The organism is Actinomadura xylanilytica, assembly GCF_030283145.1.
GTDB lineage: Bacteria > Actinomycetota > Actinomycetes > Streptosporangiales > Streptosporangiaceae > Spirillospora > Spirillospora xylanilytica.
Genome location: NZ_JASNWE010000004.1, coordinates 1,030,734 through 1,050,926, shown reverse-complemented (window position 1 = coordinate 1,050,926; position 20,193 = coordinate 1,030,734). Strand labels below are relative to the sequence as shown.

Genomic DNA, 20,193 nt, shown 5'->3' with positions numbered 1-20,193 from the left:
CGGGAGATCATGGGGACATGACCGAACAGATCGATTGGCCGGCGCTGCGCGCGGCGGCGCGGGCGGCGATGGGGCGGGCGTACGCGCCGTACTCCGGCTTCCCCGTCGGCGCCGCGGCGCTGGTGGACGACGGCCGGACCATCACCGGATGCAACGTGGAGAACGCCTCGTACGGCGTCGGCCTGTGCGCCGAGTGCAGCCTGGTGTCGGCGCTGCACGGCGAGGGGAAGGCGACCGCGGCGCCGCAGCTGGTCGCGGTCGCGGTCGTCGACCGGAACGGCGACCCGCTGATGCCGTGCGGGCGCTGCCGGCAGCTCCTGTGGGAGCAGGGCGGCGCGGCGCTGCTGCTGGAGACCGTGCGCGGCGTGCTGCCGATGACCGAGGTCCTGCCGGACGCGTTCGGCCCGGACGACCTGCTGCGCCGCTGAGAGGTGAGGAGAGCTGTGGACGCCATCGACGTCATCCGCGCCAAGCGCGACCGGACCGGGCTGACCGGTGAGCAGATCGACTGGGCGGTCGACGCCTACACCCGGGGGGCGATCGCCGAGGAGCAGATGGCGGCGCTGGCCATGGCGATCCTGCTGAACGGGATGACCCGGGCCGAGGTGTCCCGCTGGACGGACGCGATGATCCGTTCGGGCGAGCGGATGGACTGGTCGGCGCTGGACCGCCCGACCACCGACAAGCACTCCACCGGCGGCGTCGGCGACAAGATCACGCTGCCGCTGGCGCCGGTGGTGGCCGCGTGCGGCGCGGCCGTCCCGCAGCTGTCGGGGCGGGGCCTCGGGCACACCGGCGGGACGCTCGACAAGCTGGAGTCGATCCCGGGCTGGCGGGCGTCGCTGAGCACCGGCGAGATGCTGGACGTGCTGACCGGCACCGGCGCGGTGGTGTGCGCGGCGGGCGGCGGCCTGGCCCCGGCCGACCGCAAGCTGTACGCGCTGCGCGATGTGACCGGGACGGTCGAGTCGATCCCGCTGATCGCGTCCTCGATCATGTCCAAGAAGATCGCCGAGGGCACCGGGGCGCTGGTGCTGGACGTCAAGGTCGGCTCCGGCGCGTTCATGAAGACGGTCGCGGACGCGCGCGAGCTGGCCGAGACGATGGTCGGCATCGGCACCGACCACGGGCTGCGCACCGTCGCGCTGCTCACCGCGATGGACCGTCCCCTCGGCCGCGCGGTCGGCAACGCGGTCGAGGTGGCCGAGTCGGTCGAGGTGCTGGCCGGCGCGGGCCCGTCCGACGTGGTCGAGCTGACCGTGGCGCTGGCCCGCGAGATGCTCGCCGCGGCCGGCCTGGCGGACGGCAAGGACCCCGCCGACGCGCTCCAGGACGGTTCGGCGATGGACGTCTGGCGCCGGATGATCTCCGCGCAGGGCGGCGACCCCGACGCCGCGCTCCCGGTCGCGAACGAGGCGCACGAGGTGACCGCGCCGTCCTCGGGAGTCCTCACCCGGCTGGACGCCTACGGCGTCGGCGTGGCCGCGTGGCGGCTCGGTGCCGGCCGCGCCCGCAAGGAGGACCCGGTGTCGTTCGGTGCCGGCATCATCTGCCACGCCAAGCCCGGTGACACCGTCACCGAGGGCCAGCCGCTGCTGACCCTGCACGCCGACGAGCCGTCCCGCTTCGACCGGGCCCTGGAGTCACTGGACGGCGCGTTCGAGATCACCGAATCCGGCACCCCGGACCTCCATCCCCTGATCATCGACCGCATCGCCTGACCGCCCTGAGCTCAGCGGGAGCGAGCGGGCTCGGGTTCGGGGGACGGCGCGGCGGACAGGTGCCGGACCATGACGCCGACGATCCGCTCGCGGGGCACGAAGCCGTAGTGCCGGGAGTCCCAGCTCGTCGGACGGTTGTCGCCCAGCACCACCACGGAACCGGGCGGCACCGTCATGCCGGCCAGCCCCGCGACGTCCGGGTCCGCCCAGCCCGCGGGCACCCGGTCGCCCTGCACGGCCGTCGCCCGCTTGAGGAGGAGCTGGCGGTCGGCCACGGGCCGCCGCTCGTTCGGCAGGTCGGGGAACCGGACGAGGACGACGTCTCCGGAGCGGACCCGCTTGGTCCGGCGGACCAGCACGCGGTCGCCGGACCGCAGCGTCGGCTCCATGCTGTCGCCGTCGACGGTCGTGACGATGAGGCGGAGGCGGATCGACAGTGCCAGCAGGCCGAGCGCCGCCGCCGCTCCGGCGACCGGCAGGGCGGTGGTCACGGGACCTCCTGGTATCCGGATGCCTGGAGCCGGAACAGCCCGGCGTAGCTGCCGCCGGTCTCGAGCAGGGAGTCGTGCGTTCCCTGCTCGATGATCCGGCCCTCCTTCAGTACCGCGATGTGGTCGGCGTCGCGGACGGCGCTGAGCCGGTGCGAGATCAGCAGGCTGGTGCGGCCCTCGCGGTGCTCCCGCATCCGGGTGTGGATCTCGTGCTCGGCCTCGGGGTCGAGGCCGGAGCTGGGCTCGTCCAGGATCATCAGGTCCCGGCCCTCCCGGACGAACGCGCGGGCCAGCGCGAGCCGCTGCCACTGCCCGCCGGACAGGACGACGCCGGTCACCGGGTCGTCCTTGTCGTCCCCCATCACGAACATGCGGGTGAGCGGGGTGTCGTAGCCCCGGGGCAGCCCGGTGAGCTTGTCGTGGATGCCCGCACGGACGGCCGCCGCGGTGAGCCGCCGCTGGTCGCCGATCGCGCCCAGGTCGCCGAGGGAGATGTTCTCGCCGGCCGTCATGTCGTAGTTCATGTGGTCCTGGAACACGGCGCTGATCCGCTCGCGCAGCAGTGCCGGCGGGATGTCGCGCAGGTCGACGCCGTCCCAGCGGATCTGTCCGCGGGTCGGGTCGTACATCCGGCACAGCAGCTTGACGAGGGTGCTCTTCCCGGCCCCGTTCAGGCCGACGAGCGCGACCGCGTGCCCGCGCGGGATCGTCAGGTCCACCCCGCGCAGGACCCAGGGGTGGTCGTCGCTGTAGCGGAACCACACGTCCCGCAGCTCGATGGCGTCCCGCAGCGGCGGCGCGTCGCCCTCGATCGCGCTGGGAAGGTCGGGTTCGGCGCGGACGACGGCGAGGTAGTGGGTGAAGGACAGCAGCCGCGCCTGCCCGCCGGCGATCGCCGTGGTGAGCGTCGACAGGGCGGCCTGCACGCCGAGGACGGCCGCGAGGAACATGGACACATCGCCGATGCTGAGCCGGCCGTGCCGCGCCGCCGTGATCGCCCACCACAGCCCGGCCCCCGCCACCGCCGCGCTCAGCACGGTCAGCCCGCCCTGGGTGCGCAGCTCCCGGAGGTCCATCCGCTGGGTGGCCGCGTTGACGCTGCGCCGCTCGGCCATCATCCGGGCGCGCAGGAACGCGCCGATCCCGAACAGCCGGATCTCGGTGGCGGGCGCCGTCCCGGTGAGGAGCTGGCCGTAGAAGAACTCGCGGCGGTAGTACTGCTCGATGCTCCACTCCATGGCCGCCCGGCGCCGGGAGAGCAGGATCTCCGCGACCAGCGCGGGGACGGCGGCGGCGAGCACCATGGCGGTCATGGCCGGGCTGAGGACGAGGAGCGACCCGATGAACCCGACCAGGGACAGTATCCCGCCGAGCCCGCTGCCGATGCCGTCCACGATCTCGGCGATGCGGGTGATGCTGTCCTGGGCCAGCCGGAGCCGGTCCTGGAATCCCGGATCCTCGAAGTTGCGCAGGCCCACCTGGCGCTCGGCGGCCTGGAACAGTCCCTCGGTCGCGGTCAGGCCGGCGGACCGGCCCATCTGCGCCCGCAGGTACTGGACCATGCCCGGCAGCCCCGCGGCGACCAGCCCCGCGGCGACCAGCCCGAGCGCCAGCCCGCCGACCTCCCCGTGCGGGGTCGTCAGGCGGTCGATCACCAGCTTGGTCAGCCATGCGGTCACGATCGGCGCGGCGGCCCCCGCCAGCGTCATGATCAGGAACGCGGCCACGCCGCCGGGGGCCGACCGCCAGATGAGCGCGACGGCCGCCGCGCCGGCGGCCCGCATGTCCCGCAGGCCGAGGCCCGGTTCCCCCTTCGGGGTGCGGCTCACTCGCTCAGCCCTTGCCCGCGACCGGCTCGCGCGAGGACCGGCGCGGCGGCGGCTGCGGCATGTCCTCGACCCGGTGGCCGGTGGCGGCGACGAGGCCGCCCTCGCCGACGAGGTACAGCGCCGGGGTCAGGGTGTTCTGGAACGCGCGCGCCACCGGCCCGCCGTCGAACTCGGCCTGGACGACCCGGGCGACCGGGGTCAGCGCCCGCACGGTCTCGGGGTCGTCGCCGCCGACGATCGCCAGCACGTTCTCGCGGCCCTGCCCGCGAGCGTGCTCGACGAACCGGGGCAGCAACTCGTGGCAGGAGTCGCAGGCGGCGGAGAAGAACGCGACGACGCCCATCAGGGTGTCGCGGGACACCGGCTCGTCATCGGTCGTCAGGGCGGTGAAGTCCCCGATGGTCGAGCCCGGTCCGAGCGCGAACAGCGATGCGTGACCGCTCCCCGCCTGCTCCCTCAACCGGCGCAGGACCCCGAGCGTGAGCAGCAGGTTCAGCAGGCACAGCACGCCGAGTAGTACCACGGCGGCCACAAGGTAGGGCATCAGGAGTCAGTCCTCACGAACAGATCGGCGGCGGCGCGGCCGGCGCCGTGCGCGCCGGGCGGCGTGATGCCGCCGCCCGGCGGCGTTCCTACGACCGGATCAGCAGGAGTTGCGGACCTTGCTCCAGGTGCAGCCGCTGTCCGGGCAGCAGTAGCGGTACCAGTAGCCCTTGTGGCCGGCCGCGTCGCAGAAGTAGGTGCCGCTGCATGCGGACGCGGTCTCCCGGGGGGCGATCCGGTCGATCATTCGGTCGATGAGGCGGTTCATGACTTCTCCCTTTTGGCAGCTTCGACAGGAAGGACGAGGGCGATATCGCAGGTCGGCGACCGGATATGCCACGAAGTTCGAGTGCCGCTACCCCTTCCTTGCTCCGGCTCATTCGCCGCAGTGGCGGGCTGGGACCAAGTAGTACACGGGACGCGGGGAAAACGGCAAGACCTAATTAATGGCAACGTGACCGTTTGTAGGATCTTGTTGACGGACACCCGTGAGGAAGATCACTTGTCGCTGGTTTGTGCAGGCCGGGCACCCGGAATCGCGCGGTGATGATCTCTGAATGCAGTCAAGAGAACGCGTTGCGTCAGGTGGGGGCACTGAAGTTGAGGGGGTGTATCGGCATCGACTCAAGCGGCGCCGTCGATGACTCAATCACCACGATCGCGCTACTCATTACCGCACTGCCGCCATTGGCGGGCAACGGGAGTCGGTCCTCGCGGACATGCGGGGCGGCGGTGCCGCGGCCGGCGCCGGTGCGCGCGCCGGGCGGTGGCGTGACGCCACCGCCCGGCGGCGTTCCTACGACCGGATCAGCAGGAGTTGCGGATCTTGGTCCACTCGCAGCCGCTGTCCAGGCAGCAGAAGCGGTACCAGTAGCCCGGGTGGCCGGCCGCGTCGCAGAAGTAGTTGGTGCTACAGGCGGACGCGTCCTCCCGGGGGGCGAGCCGGTCCAGCAGGCGATCGATCAGACGGTTCATGACGCTCCCTTTTTGGCGTCTTCGGCAAGAAGGGCTGGGGGATATCGGTGGTCGGCGACCGGATATGGCGCGAAGCTCTAGGGCCCGCGCCACCACTTCTTGCCTCGGTGGAATTGCTGCCCTGGCGGGCACGGGACCAAGTAGTACACGGGTCCCAGGGAAAGCGGCAAGACCTAAATAATGGCAACATGACCGTTTGTAGGATCTTGGTGCGAATATCCGCGAGCTGGATCAACTCTGACGGTTCGTCTCGGTCCTCGTCCCGGGAGGGAGCTGCGATGATCTCCGGCTGCGGTTGTCGGATCACCTTCGGTGAGGTCAGAGCGTTGAGGTTGCGGAAAGTCGGCTCTGACTCAAGCCGCTTCTCCGGTTACTCAACCACGGTCGCCGCGTTACTTAAATATTGGCTCCAGGTCGTCCCCCGCATGCTTCTTGGCGGCGGGTGCGGGAGAGAAAAGGCCGGCACTGTCCCGATCTTAATGGAAGGCTGAATGGAGTGGCCGCCGTCGCGAAGTGCCCCGACCGGGGATTAAACGTCTTCGGGCCGGGAGATCTCCCATCGCGGTGATCACTTCGGGTCGCGGGCCCTGCGGTGATCGTCACCGCTCCGGCACGCCGGACCGGCGCTCCGCGTCCTGCTCCGGTTGGCGGAAGTTGCCGAAGAACAGGGCGGGTTTCGGGGGTAGATTCTGAGGATGAACGAGCGCCCGTCCCTCGACGACATCCGCCGCGCCCCGAAGGTCCTGCTCCACGACCATCTGGACGGGGGCGTCCGGGCCGGCACGATCGTGGACCTGGCGCGGGAGGGCGGGTACGACGCGCTGCCCACCACCGACCCCGACAACCTGCGGACCTGGTTCGCCGAGGCGGCGAACTCGGGCTCCCTGGAGCGCTACCTGGAGACGTTCTCGCACACCGTCGGGGTCATGCAGACCAAGGAGGCGCTCACCCGCGTCGCCTACGAGTGCGCCGAGGACCTCGCCGAGGACGGCGTCGTCTACGCCGAGGTCCGGTACGCGCCCGAGCAGCACACCCGCACCGGGCTGCCGCTCGACCAGGTCGTCGAGGCCGTCCTGGAGGGCTTCGCCAAGGGCGGGCGCGACCACGGGATCCGGGTCGGCGCGCTGCTCACCGCGATGCGGCACCAGCCGCGCAGCGGGGAGATCGCCGAGCTGGCCGTCCGGTACCGCGACGCGGGCGTGGCCGGGTTCGACATCGCGGGCGCCGAGGCCGGCTACCCGCCCACCCGGCACCTGGACGCGTTCGAGTACCTCCAGCGGGAGAACGCGCACTTCACCATCCACGCGGGCGAGGGCTACGGGCTCCCGTCGATCTGGCAGGCGATCCAGTGGTGCGGGGCCGACCGGCTCGGGCACGGCGTGCGCATCATCGACGACATCGTCCAGGGCGGCGCCGACGGCCCGGTGCTCGGCCGGCTCGCCGCCTACGTGCGCGACAAGCGGATCCCGCTGGAGATGTGCCCGACGTCCAACATCCAGACGGGTGCGGCCAAGTCGATCGCCGAGCACCCGATCGGGCTGCTGCGGCGGCTGAGCTTCCGGGTCACCGTCAACACCGACAACCGGCTGATGGGCGGCACCACGCTGTCGCGCGAGTTCGCCGAGCTCACCGAGGCCTTCGACTACGGCTGGGACGACCTCCAGTGGTTCACGGTGAACGCGATGAAGTCGGCGTTCGTCGGCTTCACCGAGCGGCTCGAACTGATCAACGGCGTGATCAAGCCGGGATTCGCACAGCTCAAGTGGCGCGGCACCCGGCCCCTGGCATGATCGGGGGATGACCCCGCAGCTCACGGTCCGTTCCACCGCCGCACACGTCAGCGCGTACGTCTGGCTGGCGTTCGCCGCGTTCAACCTCCTGGACCTGGCGATCGGCATCACCGGTTCGGCCCGCTACAACCTGACCTCCGCCTCGATCGCCGCGCTCCTGCTGCTCGGCAGCGGCATCGCGTACGTGGTCGGGCTGCGCCCGGCGATCGTCGCGGACGAGGCGGGGGTGACCGTCCGCAACCCGGCGCGCGACACGCGGGCGCCCTGGCCCGCCGTCCGCGAGGTCGAGGGCGGCACCGCGGTGACGGTCCGGTTCACCGGCCCCGGCGGCGCCGAGCGGAAGACCCGTGCCTGGGTGCTCCAGACCTCGCCGCGCGCCCAGGCCAAGACCGAGGCGCGGGCGCGGCGGGACGAGTCCAGGCGGCCCGCCGGCGACCGGTCCGCCGCCGCGCTGATCAAGGGCCGCACCCCGGCCGACTTCACGGCCGGGCAGCTCGACGAGATCAGGGAGCGCAGCCGCTCCCGGAGCAGGTCCGGCGCGGCCGGTCCGACCACGGCCGAGGCCGGGGCGGTGGACGGCGGCGCGGAGGCCCGGCCCGAGGCCACGGGCTCGGTGACCTGGTCGGTCGCGGCGGCGGTGGCCCTCGGCGTGCCGCTGCTCCTGCTGCTCGCGGTGATCATCGCGGGCCTGCTCGCCTAGCCCGCACGCGCACCCCGCGCACCCCGGAGGGACGGTCAGCCGAGGCCGAGCGCGGCCGACAGTGCGGTCCGCAGCGCGTCCAGCTCGGCGGCCCCCCGCGCCCGCACGGCCGCGATATCGCCGTCACCGTCGCCGACCGGTAGGACGACTTCCAGGTAGCACTTGAGCTTGGGCTCGGTGCCGGACGGCCGGATCACCACCCGGGCGGTCCCGCCGGACGGCCCGGCGGCGAGCCGGAACCGGAGCCCGTCAGTGGGTGGCAGGCCGCCCGCGCCCTCGGCGAGGTCGTCGAACGACGCGACGGTGCGTCCGGCGATCTCGGCGGGCGGGTCCGCGCGCAGCCGGGCGACCGCACCGGTGATGAGCGCCGGGTCGGCGACCCGGAACGAGAGCTGCGAGGTGGCGTGCAGCCCGTACCGGCGGGCCTGGTCGTCGAGCAGGTCCCCGAGCGTCCGGCCGTCGCGGGCGGCGGTGGCGGCGAGCGCGGCGATGGCGAGCGCGGCGCCGACGCCGTCCTTGTCGCGCACCGGCAGGCCCCGGTCGTCGCCCACGCTATAGCCGAGCGCCTCCTCGTACCCGAAGACCAGCCGGTCGCCGGGCCGGCCCGCCTTCATGATCCATTTGAACCCGGTCAGCGACTCGGCGAACCGCACGCCGTGCGCGCGGGCGATCGCGGCGGGCAGCGACGACGAGACGATGGTGCTGGCGATGAGCCGGTCGTCGCCGGCGGTGTGCGCCAGCACCTGCTCGGCCAGCAGCCCGCCGACCTCGTCGCCGGTCAGCGTCCGCCACCCGTCCGGGCCGGGCACCGCCACCGCGCAGCGGTCCGCGTCCGGGTCGTTGGCGATCACCAGGTCGGCGCCCGCCGCCTCGGCCAGCCCGAGCACCAGGTCCATCGCCCCGGGCTCCTCGGGGTTGGGGAAGGCCACCGTCGGGAAGTCGGGGTCGGGCTCGGCCTGCTCGGGCACCACCGCCGGGGCGCGGAACCCGGCCCGCCCGAACGCCCGCAGCAGCACGTCGCGGCCGACGCCGTGCAGCGGCGTGTAGGCCACCGACACGTCCCGGGCGGCGCCGAGCCGCAGCCCGGCCACCGCGTCGAGGTACCGGTCGATCTCGGCATCGCCGAGGAGGTCCCAGCCGGTGCCGAGGGGCAGCCCGTCCACCCGGCCGACCGCGTCGATGGCCGCCGAGATCTCGGCGTCGAGCGGCGGGACGATCTGCGCGCCGTCGCCCCAGTAGACCTTGTAGCCGTTGTCGCGCGGCGGGTTGTGGCTGGCGGTCACCATCACGCCCGCCACCACCGCGCCGGAGGCCCCCACGTAGTGGGCCAGCACGGGCGTCGGCACCGGCCGCGGGAACAGCCGGGCGGCGAGGCCCGCCCCGGTCAGCACCGCCGCCGTGTCGAGCGCGAACCGCCGCGACCCGTGCCGCGCGTCGTACCCGATCGCCACCGCGGCGCCCGCCGGGTGGTCCTGCCGGATCCGCGCGGCCAGGCCGGCGGCGGCGCGCATGACCGTCACCCGGTTCATCCGGTTGGGGCCCGCTCCGAGCTCGCCGCGCAGGCCCGCCGTGCCGAACTCCAGCCGGGCGCCGAACCGCCCGGCCAGCGCCGGGCCGTCGTCCGCGTCCAGGAGGGCGCGCAACTCGGCGCGGGTCTCCGGATCGGGATCCTGCGCCAGCCACGCCGCGGCGGCCTCGCGAAGGCCGTCCTGCGCGGGCACGTCCGGTGCGGCGTCCATCGGCACGTCCCGCGCGGGCTCGTCCATCACAGACCGGCGAGGACGGTGGCGAGCAGCCCGCCCATGCGGGCGGCGGCGGCCCGGCCGGCGGCCAGGACCTCCTCGTGGTCGAGGAGCCCGTCGGACAGCCCGGCCGCGACGTTGGTCACCAGCGAGACGCCGAGCACCTCCGCGCCGCCCTCCCGCGCCGCGATCGTCTCCAGCACGGTGGACATGCCGATCAGGTCGGCGCCGAGGCCGCGCAGCATCCTGATCTCGGCGGGGGTCTCGAAGGTCGGGCCGCGGAACGCCGCGTACACGCCCTCCGCCAGCGTCGGGTCGGCCGCCCTCGCGAGCGCGCGCAGCCGCGCCGAGTACGCCTCGGTGAGGTCGAGGAAGGTGGCGCCGGTCAGCGGGTTGGCGCCGGTCAGGTTGAGGTGGTCGGAGATCAGCACCGGGTCGCCGACGCGCTGGTGCTCGGGCCGCAGCCCGCCCGCCGCGTTGGTCAGCACGACCGTGCCCGCCCCGGCCGCCAGCGCCGTGCGGACGCCGTGCACCACCGGGTCGACGCCGAGCCCCTCGTACAGGTGGGTGCGGCCGAGGAAGACCAGGGCGCGGCGGCCGGCCACCTCCACGACCCGGATCCGTCCGGCATGGCCCTCGACGGCCGGTGGCGCGAACCCCGGCAGGTCGGTCACCGCCAGCTCGGCGACTGGGGCGCCGAGCGCGTCGGCGGCCGGGAGCCAGCCCGAGCCCATCACCAGGGCGACGTCGAAGGAGTCGAAGGAGGTGCGGGCGCGCAGCTCGGTGGCCGCCGCCCGCGCCGCGGCATAGGCGTCATTGCTCACGCCGCCGACACTACCGCCGTGATCAACCCCCGGGGCGGGGGCTCAGCCGCCGATGGAGGTGCAGGGGCGGGTGCGCAGTTCCTTGACGTAGTCGTCGGGGGCCCCGGCGGACTCGGCCGCGTCGGCGACGATGCCCAGGTAGCGGGCGGACGGGAGGCCGCCCTCGTAGTCGTCGAGCACGTACATCCAGCACAGCGCGTCACCGTCGAGGGTCTGCACCCGCACCCTGGTCTTGCGGTAGACGCCGAGGGCCGCGCCCTCCCAGCCGTCGAGCTCCTTCTCGTCCCAGGACGGAACGTCGTACATCACGACGAAGACCTGTTCGGAGCGGTCCTCGACCACCGTCGCCAGGGCGCCGTCGAAACTCTTGTCCTGACCGCCGAAGGTGAGGCGCCAGCCGGTCAGCCAGCCGGTGCCGCGCATGGGCGAGTGCGGAGCCCGTGCCGACATCTGCTCGGGGTCCATGTTGGAGGCGTACGCCGCGTACAGTGCCACGTTCGCCAAGGGTACGCGAGGTGGCGGGTCCGCGGGGCACCCCCGGCCACGTGGGCGTTCGACCCCGGGGGGCCGGTCGGGTCACTGCCGCGGGTAGGAAACAATGGAAGCGTGACCCGCATTGTGATCATCGGAGGAGGACCGGGCGGCTACGAGGCCGCGCTCGTCGCGGCGCAGCTCGGCGCCGACGTGACCGTGGTGGAACGCGACGGTCCCGGCGGCGCGTGCGTGCTCACCGACTGCGTCCCCTCCAAGACGCTCATCGCCACCTCCACCCGCATGGCCGTGATGTCGGAGTCGGCCGCCCTCGGCCTGCGCTTCAGCGGCGGCCCGGACGGCATCGTCGGCGGCCTGGAGGCCGACATGGCCACGGTCAACAAGCGGGTGAAGGAACTCGCCCGGGCCCAGTCGTTCGACGTCGCCGAACGGCTCGCCTACGAAGAGGTCAAGATCGTCCGGGGTGAGGCCCGGCTGGTCGAGCCGCATGTCGTCGCGGTCGGCGACCGCCGGTTCCAGGCCGACATCGTGCTGGTGGCGACCGGCGCCACCCCGCGGGTGCTGCCCGGCGCCGAGCCCGACGGCGAGCGCATCCTCAACTGGCGGCAGCTCTACGACCTGCCCGAGCTCCCGCGCGAGCTGATCGTGGTCGGGTCCGGCGTCACCGGCGCCGAGCTGGCCGGGGCCTACCTGTCGCTCGGCTCGCACGTGACGCTGGTCTCCTCCCGCGACCGCATCCTGCCGACCGAGGACGCCGACGCCGCCGCGGTGCTCCAGGACGTCTTCCTGCGCCGCGGCATGAACGTCATGTCGCGCTCCCGCGCGGGCGCGGTGGAACGCACCGGCGACGGCGTGGTGGTCACGCTGGAGGACGGCCGCAAGGTCACCGGCACGCACTGCCTGATGACGGTCGGGATGGAGCCCAACACCCGCGGCATCGGCCTGGAGAAGGCCGGCGTGCGGCTCAGCGCCCGCGGCTTCGTCGAGGTCGACAAGGTGTCGCGCACCAGCGTCCCGCACATCTACGCCTCCGGCGACTGCACCGGCATCCTGATGCTCGCGTCCGTCGCGGGCATGCAGGGCCGCATCGCGATGTGGCACGCGCTGGGCGAGGCGGTCCAGCCGCTGAAGCTCGGCTGGGTCTCCTCCAACATCTTCACCGACCCCGAGGTCGCCTCGGTCGGCGTGACGCAGCAGATGGTCGACACGGGCGACGTCAACGCCCGCACGGTGATGCTGCCGCTGTTCACCAACGCGCGGGCCAAGATGCAGGGCTTCGAGGACGGCTTCGTCAAGGTGTTCTGCCGCCCGTCCACCGGCATCGTGCTCGGCGGCGTGATCGTGGCGCCGCGCGCCAGCGAGCTGATCCTCGGGGTGTCGGTCGCGGTCCAGCAGCATCTGACCGTCGACCAGCTCGCGCACACCTTCGCCGTCTACCCGTCGCTGTCGGGCAGCATCACCGAGGCGTCTCGCCGGCTGATGTCCGAGCACGCCTACTGAGCCGGCCGCCCGGCCCGGTGCCGGGAGGGCGGACGGGCTCGGCGCGAGGTCCGCGGTCGAGATCGTGCGAGGAGCATGACAGATGAGTTCCGTACCACCTGGGGACGGCGGGGACGGCGACGGCGGCGCCGCGCGGCGCCGGCTCGGCATCGGCATCGGCATCAAGGAGTCGCTGCGCGAGCTGAGCGTCCAGCTCTCCCTGCTCACCCACCAGGTCGGCGCGCGCCTCGGGCTCAAGGACGTCGACATCGACTGCCTCGACCTGATCACCAGGTTCGGCCCGCTCAGCCCGAGCGCGCTCGCCCGCCGCGCCGGGCTGCACCCGGCCACGCTGACCGGCATCCTCGACCGGCTCGAACGCGGCGGATGGGTCGCGCGCGAACGCGACCCGTCCGACCGCCGCGCCGTCGTCCTGCGCGTCCTGCGCGACCGCAACGCCGAGCTGCTCCACCTCTACGCGGGCATGAACGCCGCGATGGACGACCTCTGCGCCGGCTACGACGACGCCGAACTCGAGCTGCTCGCCGGCTTCCTCGCCCGCACCGCGGACGCCGGGCGCGACGCCACGCGGGAGCTGACCGGCGACTAGGTGTACTGCCCAGGGACGTTGGTCAATCTGGTGATTGGTGGTTTGCCGCCGGTTGCGGTGTGGGGTCGGTGGTGATTGTAGTGATGTAGCCAGGCGGGCAGGGCTTTGCGGCGGGCTTGTTCGGAGTTGTGGAAGCGGCCCAGTGCCCAGCCGTCGGCCAGGGTCCGGTGGAAGCGTTCGACCTTGCCGTTGGTCTGTGGTCGGTAGGGCCGGGTCTTCTTGGGCCGGATGCCCAGCTCGTTGCAGGTGTCGCGCCAGGCGTGGGCTTTGTAGGCCGAGCCGTTGTCGGACAGCACCCGCTCGATGGTGACGCCGCGGGCGGCGAACCAGGCGACGGCGTTGCGCAGTACTGCGATCGCGGTGGCGGCCTTCTCGTCGTCGTGGATTTCGGCGTAGGCGACGCGGGAATAATCGTCGATGACGGTGTGCACGAACGCGGTGCCGACCCTGGGCTCGTAGCGGGTGTTGCGGGCACCGGTGCGGCGGGCGGTGGCCTCGCGGTTGCGCTCACCTTGGACCCTGCCCACGTAGCGCCAGCCGCCGCCGTCGGGGATGTTGCCCAGTTTCTTGACGTCGACGTGCAGCATCGCGCCCGGGTGGTCGTGTTCGTAGCGTCTGATGGGTTCGCCGGTGGCGCGGTCGATGTGCGACAGCCGGTTGAGGCGGCACCTGGTCAGAACGGCGTGAACGGTCGAGGACGGCATGCCCAGGCGTCCGGCGATCTGCACCGGCCCCAGTCGCTGCTTCCACCGCAGGTGCACGATCTTGCGGACCACCGGCTGCGGCGTCCGAGACGGACTGGTGCGCGGCCGCGATGACTGGTCGGCCATCCCGGCCACGCCGTGCCGGCGGTACCGCTCGGCCCAGCGTTTGGCGGTCGGCCACGAAACCTCGTAACGCTCGGCCGCTCTGGCGATCGGCCAGCCGTCATCAACGATCAGACGCGCCAGCCGAAGACGCCCGCGAGGAGTCAAAGCAGCGTTAGCGTGGGACACGAAGGCCTCCTGTTGGCGGAGCGGTTCCTAGACAGCTCCACTCCACAACCGGAGGCCTTCACCATCGCGCACATTCACACCGTGTCGTCACACAACCTCAACCAACCTCCCTGGGCAGTACAACTAGGGCGTGTTTCAAAGCCCGGCCCGGCGTCCTCGCCTGGCGGCTCGGACACCGACCTGGCTTGGGCGAGCGCGACATCGCTTCGCGATCTGGCCGGTGGGGCTCGCCTCCGGCTTCGCCCCACCGTGCGGGTAACGCGCTCGCGCGACGGCCGAGGCACTTTAAGACAGGCCCTAGCCGGGGGACGCGGGTGCTGCCGACGTCACCCCGGGCCCCGGCCAGATCGGATAGTCGACGTAGCCGCGCGCCCCGCCGGAGTAGTGGGTGCTCCGGTCGCCGGCGGCCGGCTCGTGCCCCAGCGCGAACCGGCCGACGAGATCGGGGTTGGCGATGAAGAGCCGGGCGAAGGACACCGCGTCGGCGAGCCCCGCCTCGATGATCGCGTTGCCGGTGTCCCGGTCGAAGCCGTGGTTGGCGATCAGCGGGCCGCCGAAGAGCGCGCGGTAGCGGGCGACCTCGTCGAAGCGGGGGGCGGCTCCCGGGCCGTCCGGGGCGCGTCCGCGCAGGTGCAGGTAGCCCACCCGGCGCTCGCCGAGCTCGGCCACCAGGCCGTCGTGGTCGGCGAGGGTACGGGCGTCGGCGGTGTAGTGGTACCCCTCGTGCGGCCGGCCCGCGCCGGACCGGTCGGCGGCGGTCCAGTACGGCGCCAGCCGCACGCCGACCCGCCGCCGGTCCCAGGCGGCGGCCACCGCGTCCACGATCTCCATCAGCAGGCGGCCCCGGTCCGTCCCGTAGCCGTCGGTGCGGCGGTTGAGCCGCGGGTTGAGGAACTGCGAGATCAGGTACGTGCCGCCCGCGGCGATCTCCACCCCGTCGAACCCGGCGCGGCGCGCCCGCCCGGCCGCGGCGCCGTAGTCGGCGACCGTGCCCTCGATCTCCGCGACGGTCATCGCACGGGGCGTGCGGGTCCCCCTCGGCCCGGACGGGGTGGGCGAGATCTCGTCCGGGTTGATCGCCGACGGCCCGGCGGGCAGCGCGCCGCCGAGATGGTCGGGGTGCGAGTTGGCGCCGGCGTGCCAGAGCTGGAGCACGATCCGTCCGCCCAGGGCGTGCACGACGCCGGTGACCCGGCGCCACGCCTCGACCTGCCGCTCGCTGAAGATGCCGGGGGCGCCGGGGACGCCGACCGCCCGCCGGCTCACCCAGCTGCCCTCCGCGATGATCAGCCCGGCGCCGGCCCGCTGGGCGTAGTAGGCGGCGTGCAGCTCCGTCGGCAGCATGCCGCCGTTGTCGGCCCGGCACCGCGTCAGCGGCGCCATCACCACCCGGTTGGGCAGCCGGAGGCCGCCGAGGTCCACCGGCCGCAGCAGCGGCTGGGGCCGGAGCTCGTCGGGGTCGCTACCCTGACGGTGTCGGATCATCGAAGTGTCCCCTTGTCGCGTTGTCTGCATCGATCCCACGAACCAGACGGAAGGCGACGAGGAAAGGTGACCGATGGATGAGCAGGCCGCGCTGGCCGAACGGTTCGAGGAGCATCGCGGGCAGTTGCGCGCGGTGGCCTTCCGGATGCTGGGCTCGCCGAGCGAGGCGGACGACGCCGTCCAGGAGGCGTGGCTCCGGCTCAGCCGCACCGACCTCACCGGCATCGACCACCTGGGCGGCTGGCTTCGCACGGTCGTGTCGCGGCTCTGCCTCGACATGCTGCGCACGCGCAGGTCGCGGCGGGAGGAGCCGCTCGACGGGCAGGCGCCCGCGCGGGCGCGGGAGGGCGATCCCGAGCAGGAGGCGGAGCTCGTCGACGCGGTCGGCCGCGCCGTGCTCGTGGTGCTCGGCACGCTGGCCCCCGCCGAAAGGGTCGCGTTCGTGCTGCACGACCTGTTCGCCGTGCCGTTCGATCAGATCGCGCCGATCGTCGACCGCACGCCCGTCGCCGCGAAGAAGCTCGCGAGCCGGGCGCGGCAGCGGCTGCGCGGCGCCACCTCCGTGCCCAGCGCGGAACTCGCCCACCAGCGGCGCGTCGTCGACGCCTTCCTCGCCGCCACGCGCAGCGGGGACCTGGACGCCATGCTCGCCGTGCTGGCCCCCGACGTCGTCCGGCGGGCCGACCGCGCCGCGCTGGGGCCGGGCCGGGACGCGGTGCTCCGCGGCGCGGAGTCCGTGGCGCGGGAGATGCTGCTGTTCGGACGGCGTGCGCGTGTCGCGGAGCCGGCGCTGGTGGACGGGGCGGTCGGCGTCGTGGTCGCGCCGCACGGCCGGCTGCTGCTCGTCCTGGCGGTCACGGTGGAGGGCGACCGGGTGGCCGGGTACGAGCTGATCGCCGACCCGGAGCGCCTGCGGCGGCTCGACCTGGCGGTCCTGGACGGCCTGGACGGACTCGTGTGAGGCGGTGGCGGGGAGGGCACCCTTCCCCACCACCCACCGCCGGGTCGGCGGGTCAGAACCCGCCGAAGTCGCCCCCGCCGCCGAAGTCGCCGAAGTCGCCGCTGCCGAAGTCGCCTCCGCCTCCGCCGTCGCCGAAGCCGCCCATGCCGCCTCCGTCGCCGCCCCAGCCGCCGTTCATCATCGAGCCGAGCATGGTGCCGATCATCATGCCGCTGATCAGGTCCATGCCGCCGTAGGAGGAGTAGTAGCCACCGGCGTACGGGCCGTACGCGGGTCCGGCGTCCCAGTAAGGACGGCGCCCGTCGCCGTATGGCACCATCCGCACGTCCGGAGCGTGCCCGTGCAGCACCGCCTCGGCGTCCGCCTCACAGGCGGGCACCGAACGTGCCACGCCGCCTGGAGGCGCCCACGTGACGTCCTTCACCGACGGGCCGTGCTGCGGGTTGAAGAAGCAGGGTGCACGCCGCTCGGGCACCGGCTCATCGGCGAGCCGGGCGCGCGTCGCGGTCATGTAGTAGCGCCCGTCCTCCAGCGACGTCGTCACGGCGAGCATGTCCTCGGGACGCGCGGCCTTGTCGGTCGCGCGCTTCGCCGCGTCGTAGGAGTTCATGGCGTGCTCGTAGTCCGAGCGGGTGTCGGGGTGGAGGTCGTGGTCCATGACGTTCAGGTCGAGCCGCGCGATGTCCTCGCCCAGCGCCGTCACGTCCTCCTCCACGCCCAGCTTGAGCTGGGCCATCTGCTGGGCCTCCCGCTCCCGGGTGCGCTTGCGCACCACCAGGAACGTCCCGGCCGCGCCCGCCACCAGGACGATCACCACGCCCAGCGTCACGAACATGCCCACCGTGCTCGAGTGCGCCTTGGCCTCGGCCTTCTTCTCGGCGACCTCGCCGAACCGGATCAGCCGCTCCTTCAGCGGTGTGCCGCTGGTCTGGGTGATCAGCTGGTTGATCTCCGGCCGGCTGAACTGCCCCGTGGTCGCCGCCATCCGCCGGCCGTCGGCGGTCACCGCGGCGTAGATGCCGTCCTTGCCGACCCGTTCCCGCACCGCGACGAGCATCTGCTGGACCTGGGGGCCCGTCACGTCGTTCGACACCACCACGGCGCGGACGTCGGCGTCCTTGTCGCGGTCCAGGGCGGCGTTGATCTCGGACTGGTCCGAGGCGGACAGCACCGGGCCGGCCCCGGAGGTGACGTAGACGCGGGAGCTCGTCAGGGCCTTGGCGATCTGGCCCACGTTGTCGCCAGCCTGGGCGGGCGCGCCGAATCCGAGCAGCAGCACGGCCGCCAGGGCGATGATCGCCGCCAGGGCGCCGCGGCGTGCCGTCCGGGTGGACCGAAGCACGGAACTCATGGTCACGGTGTGCCTCCTCACCAGGTAGGACGATCCGCCGCCCTAGTCCGTTCCGTCCCCATTGCCGTGGTTCTCGAATCTGGCCCCGCCGGGGCGGCGGGTCGGGTGGAGGGCCCCGTCCGCGGCCTTGAGAAGCTCTAGGAGCGACGGGCGGGCACGGCCCCTCGCACCTCGGCCGACAGGAGCGGTGCGGCCAAGGAGGCGGGCTTCAGAGCGCTGGAGCGCCCCGCCGGTCAGGGGTGCCAGCCACGGGACGGCGATCCCGGGTGGCACCCTCGGCCGGCGCCGGAACGCGGCAGGGGCCCCACGATGACCGATCGCGGGGCCCCTGGACTGCGGTTCGAGGTCAGCTGTCCTTGATCTCGCAGATGACCGCGCCGCTGGAGACGGTCTGGCCGACCTCGGCGGCGAGGCCGGTGATGGTCCCGGCCTTGTGCGCGGTGAGCGGCTGCTCCATCTTCATGGCCTCCAGGACCACGATGGTGTCGCCGGCCGCGACGGTCGCACCGTCCTCGGCGACCAGCTTGACGATCGTGCCCTGCATCGGGGAGACCAGGGAGTCGCCGGACGCCTGGGCGGCGCCGCCCTTCTTGCCGGCCCGCCGCTTGGCCGGGCCGGCCTGGCCGGCCGGCGCCGCCGCCGCGCCGAGCCCGGCCGGGAGGACGACCTCGATGCGCCGGCCGCCGACCTCGACGGTGACCCGCTCGCGCTCGCCCGCCTCGGCCTCGCCCGCCGTAGCGGCGGTGTCGTAGGGCTCGATCCGGTTGTCGAACTCGGTCTCGATCCACCGGGTGTGGATGGTGAACGGCTCGTCGTCGCCCTCGGGGACGAACGCCGGGTCGTCCAGGACGGCGCGGTGGAAGGGCAGCACGGTCGGCATGCCGTCGATCACGAACTCGGCCAGCGCGCGGCGGGACCGCTCGACGGCCTGCCGCCGGGTCGCGCCGGTGACGATCAGCTTGGCGATCAGCGAGTCGAACGCCTGGGGGACGGTCTGCCCGGCGACGTAGCCCGAGTCGAGCCGCACGCCGGGGCCCGAGGGGGGCTCCCAGCCGGTCAGGGTGCCGACCGCGGGCAGGAACCCGCGGCCCGCGTCCTCGGCGTTCAGCCGGAACTCGATCGAGTGGCCGCGCAGCTCGGGGTCGCCGTAGCCGAGCTCCTCGCCATCGGCGACGCGGAACATCTCGCGCACCAGGTCGATGCCCGCGACCTCCTCGGTCACCGGGTGCTCGACCTGGAGCCGGGTGTTGACCTCCAGGAACGAGATCGTCCCGTCCTGCCCGACGAGGAACTCGCAGGTGCCCGCGCCGACGTACCCGGCCTCCTTCAGGATGGCCTTGGACGAGGTGTACAGCAGGTCGAGCTGCTCCTCGCTCAGGTAGGGGGCCGGGGCCTCCTCGACCAGCTTCTGGTGCCGGCGCTGGAGCGAGCAGTCGCGGGTGGACACCACCACCACGTTCCCGTGCCGGTCGGCCAGGCACTGGGTCTCGACGTGCCGGGGCTTGTCGAGGTAGCGCTCGACGAAGCACTCGCCGCGGCCGAAGGCGCCGACGGCCTCGCGCACCGCCGACTCGTACAGCTCGGGGACCTCCTCCAGGGTGCGGGCCACCTTCAGCCCGCGCCCGCCGCCGCCGTAGGCGGCCTTGATGGCGATCGGCAGCCCGTGCTCCTGCGCGAACGCGACGACCTCGTCGGCGCCCGAGACGGGGTCCTTGGTGCCGGCCACCAGCGGCGCGCCGACCTTGTCGGCGATGTGCCGCGCCTGCACCTTGTCGCCCAGCGCGGTGATCGCGGCGGGCGGCGGACCGATCCAGGTGAGCCCCGCGGCCTGCACCGCGGCGGCGAAGTCGGCGTTCTCGGCGAGAAAGCCGTAACCGGGGTGCACGGCGTCCGCGCCGGCGTCCGCGGCGATCTTCAACAGCTTGTCGATGCTCAGGTAGCTCTCGGCGGCCGTCTGGCCGCCCAAGGCGTACGCCTCGTCCGCGACCCGAACGTGCAGGGCGTCCAGGTCCGGCTCGGCGTACACCGCGACACTGGTCAACCCGGCATCGCGACAAGCGCGGGCAATTCGAACCGCGATCTCTCCGCGGTTGGCGATCAGGACCTTACGCACGTGGGTTCTCCTCCCTCAACCTCGCACGCGCAGTCTAGGTAATCGCCCGTGGTCGATTTCGTAAGCCCCACCTTATGGACGATTCCTCCTGC

At 73.1% G+C, this 20,193-nt stretch carries 19 protein-coding genes; 7 read left to right on the top strand and 12 right to left on the bottom strand.

Annotated features, from left to right (window positions below; genetic code table 11):
* Positions 1 to 17 precede the first annotated feature (17 nt).
* Together QP090_RS28660 and QP090_RS28655 are read left to right on the top strand one after the other, a co-directional pair.
* Positions 18 to 428, top strand: coding sequence for a cytidine deaminase (locus QP090_RS28660; RefSeq protein WP_285942574.1), 411 nt, complete (start codon positions 18 to 20; stop codon positions 426 to 428).
* A gap of 15 nt (positions 429 to 443) precedes the next feature.
* On the top strand, positions 444 to 1,721 hold the full coding sequence (locus QP090_RS28655) for a thymidine phosphorylase (protein ID WP_285942573.1): 1,278 nt from the start codon (positions 444 to 446) through the stop codon (positions 1,719 to 1,721).
* A gap of 11 nt (positions 1,722 to 1,732) precedes the next feature.
* On the opposite strand, the gene QP090_RS28650 is transcribed toward QP090_RS28655, so the two are convergent.
* The 5 genes from QP090_RS28650 to QP090_RS28630 form a co-directional block, all read right to left on the bottom strand.
* Entirely contained in the window at positions 1,733 to 2,212 is a 480-nt protein-coding gene (locus QP090_RS28650) for a S26 family signal peptidase (RefSeq protein WP_285942572.1), read from the bottom strand.
* Positions 2,209 to 4,041: an ABC transporter ATP-binding protein gene (locus QP090_RS28645; RefSeq protein WP_285942571.1), complete on the bottom strand. Its 1,833-nt coding sequence runs from the start codon at positions 4,039 to 4,041 to the stop codon at positions 2,209 to 2,211. The genes QP090_RS28650 and QP090_RS28645 overlap by 4 nt, the downstream gene beginning before the upstream one ends.
* 4 nt (positions 4,042 to 4,045) lie before the next feature.
* On the bottom strand, positions 4,046 to 4,585 hold the full coding sequence (locus QP090_RS28640; protein WP_285942570.1) for a peroxiredoxin family protein: 540 nt from the start codon (positions 4,583 to 4,585) through the stop codon (positions 4,046 to 4,048).
* 99 nt (positions 4,586 to 4,684) lie between these two features.
* The gene (locus tag QP090_RS28635) at positions 4,685 to 4,852 is read right to left on the bottom strand and encodes a hypothetical protein (protein WP_285942569.1); all 168 of its coding nucleotides are present in this window, start codon (positions 4,850 to 4,852) and stop codon (positions 4,685 to 4,687) included.
* Between the two features lie 539 nt (positions 4,853 to 5,391).
* Positions 5,392 to 5,559 (bottom strand): hypothetical protein, encoded by a 168-nt coding sequence (locus QP090_RS28630; RefSeq protein WP_285942568.1) that lies wholly within the window; start codon positions 5,557 to 5,559, stop codon positions 5,392 to 5,394.
* A gap of 695 nt (positions 5,560 to 6,254) precedes the next feature.
* On the opposite strand from QP090_RS28630, the gene QP090_RS28625 reads away from it, so the two are divergent.
* Positions 6,255 to 7,349, top strand: a complete 1,095-nt coding sequence (locus QP090_RS28625; RefSeq protein ID WP_285942567.1) for an adenosine deaminase — start codon at positions 6,255 to 6,257, stop codon at positions 7,347 to 7,349.
* Positions 7,350 to 7,356: 7 nt separating this feature from the next.
* Complete coding sequence (locus QP090_RS28620; protein ID WP_285942566.1) at positions 7,357 to 8,049, top strand: PH domain-containing protein; 693 nt, start codon at positions 7,357 to 7,359, stop codon at positions 8,047 to 8,049.
* Between the two features lie 35 nt (positions 8,050 to 8,084).
* Here QP090_RS28620 and QP090_RS28615 read toward each other — a convergent pair whose 3' ends face one another.
* From QP090_RS28615 to QP090_RS28605, 3 genes are read right to left on the bottom strand one after another with little or no spacing between them, the layout of a single operon-like run.
* Complete coding sequence (locus QP090_RS28615) at positions 8,085 to 9,788, bottom strand: phospho-sugar mutase (protein WP_285942821.1); 1,704 nt, start codon at positions 9,786 to 9,788, stop codon at positions 8,085 to 8,087.
* A gap of 26 nt (positions 9,789 to 9,814) precedes the next feature.
* A complete protein-coding gene (locus QP090_RS28610; protein ID WP_285942565.1) occupies positions 9,815 to 10,615 on the bottom strand; it encodes a purine-nucleoside phosphorylase in 801 nt (266 codons plus the stop codon).
* A gap of 42 nt (positions 10,616 to 10,657) precedes the next feature.
* Entirely contained in the window at positions 10,658 to 11,110 is a 453-nt protein-coding gene (locus QP090_RS28605) for a gamma-glutamylcyclotransferase family protein (RefSeq protein ID WP_285942564.1), read from the bottom strand.
* A gap of 111 nt (positions 11,111 to 11,221) precedes the next feature.
* On the opposite strand from QP090_RS28605, the gene QP090_RS28600 reads away from it, so the two are divergent.
* Both QP090_RS28600 and QP090_RS28595 read left to right on the top strand, forming a co-directional pair.
* Positions 11,222 to 12,607: an NAD(P)H-quinone dehydrogenase gene (locus tag QP090_RS28600; protein ID WP_285942563.1), complete on the top strand. Its 1,386-nt coding sequence runs from the start codon at positions 11,222 to 11,224 to the stop codon at positions 12,605 to 12,607.
* 82 nt (positions 12,608 to 12,689) lie between these two features.
* Positions 12,690 to 13,196, top strand: a complete 507-nt coding sequence (locus tag QP090_RS28595) for a MarR family transcriptional regulator (protein ID WP_285942562.1) — start codon at positions 12,690 to 12,692, stop codon at positions 13,194 to 13,196.
* Here QP090_RS28595 and QP090_RS28590 read toward each other — a convergent pair.
* Both QP090_RS28590 and QP090_RS28585 read right to left on the bottom strand, forming a co-directional pair.
* The gene (locus tag QP090_RS28590) at positions 13,193 to 14,191 is read right to left on the bottom strand and encodes an IS481 family transposase (RefSeq protein WP_285942561.1); all 999 of its coding nucleotides are present in this window, start codon (positions 14,189 to 14,191) and stop codon (positions 13,193 to 13,195) included. The two genes, QP090_RS28595 and QP090_RS28590, sit on opposite strands and share 4 nt — an antisense overlap.
* Positions 14,192 to 14,488: 297 nt before the next feature.
* A complete protein-coding gene (locus tag QP090_RS28585; RefSeq protein WP_285942560.1) occupies positions 14,489 to 15,676 on the bottom strand; it encodes an oxidoreductase in 1,188 nt (395 codons plus the stop codon).
* A gap of 73 nt (positions 15,677 to 15,749) precedes the next feature.
* Between QP090_RS28585 and QP090_RS28580 the strand changes: the two genes are divergently transcribed.
* Entirely contained in the window at positions 15,750 to 16,637 is an 888-nt protein-coding gene (locus tag QP090_RS28580) for a sigma-70 family RNA polymerase sigma factor (protein ID WP_285942559.1), read from the top strand.
* A 52-nt stretch (positions 16,638 to 16,689) separates the two neighbouring features.
* Here QP090_RS28580 and QP090_RS28575 read toward each other — a convergent pair whose 3' ends face one another.
* Complete coding sequence (locus QP090_RS28575; protein ID WP_285942558.1) at positions 16,690 to 17,988, bottom strand: hypothetical protein; 1,299 nt, start codon at positions 17,986 to 17,988, stop codon at positions 16,690 to 16,692.
* A gap of 346 nt (positions 17,989 to 18,334) precedes the next feature.
* Positions 18,335 to 20,101 carry an acetyl/propionyl/methylcrotonyl-CoA carboxylase subunit alpha gene (locus QP090_RS28570; RefSeq protein ID WP_285942557.1) on the bottom strand — a complete coding sequence of 589 codons (1,767 nt, stop codon included), beginning with the start codon at positions 20,099 to 20,101 and terminating at the stop codon, positions 18,335 to 18,337.
* Positions 20,102 to 20,193: the final 92 nt, after the last annotated feature.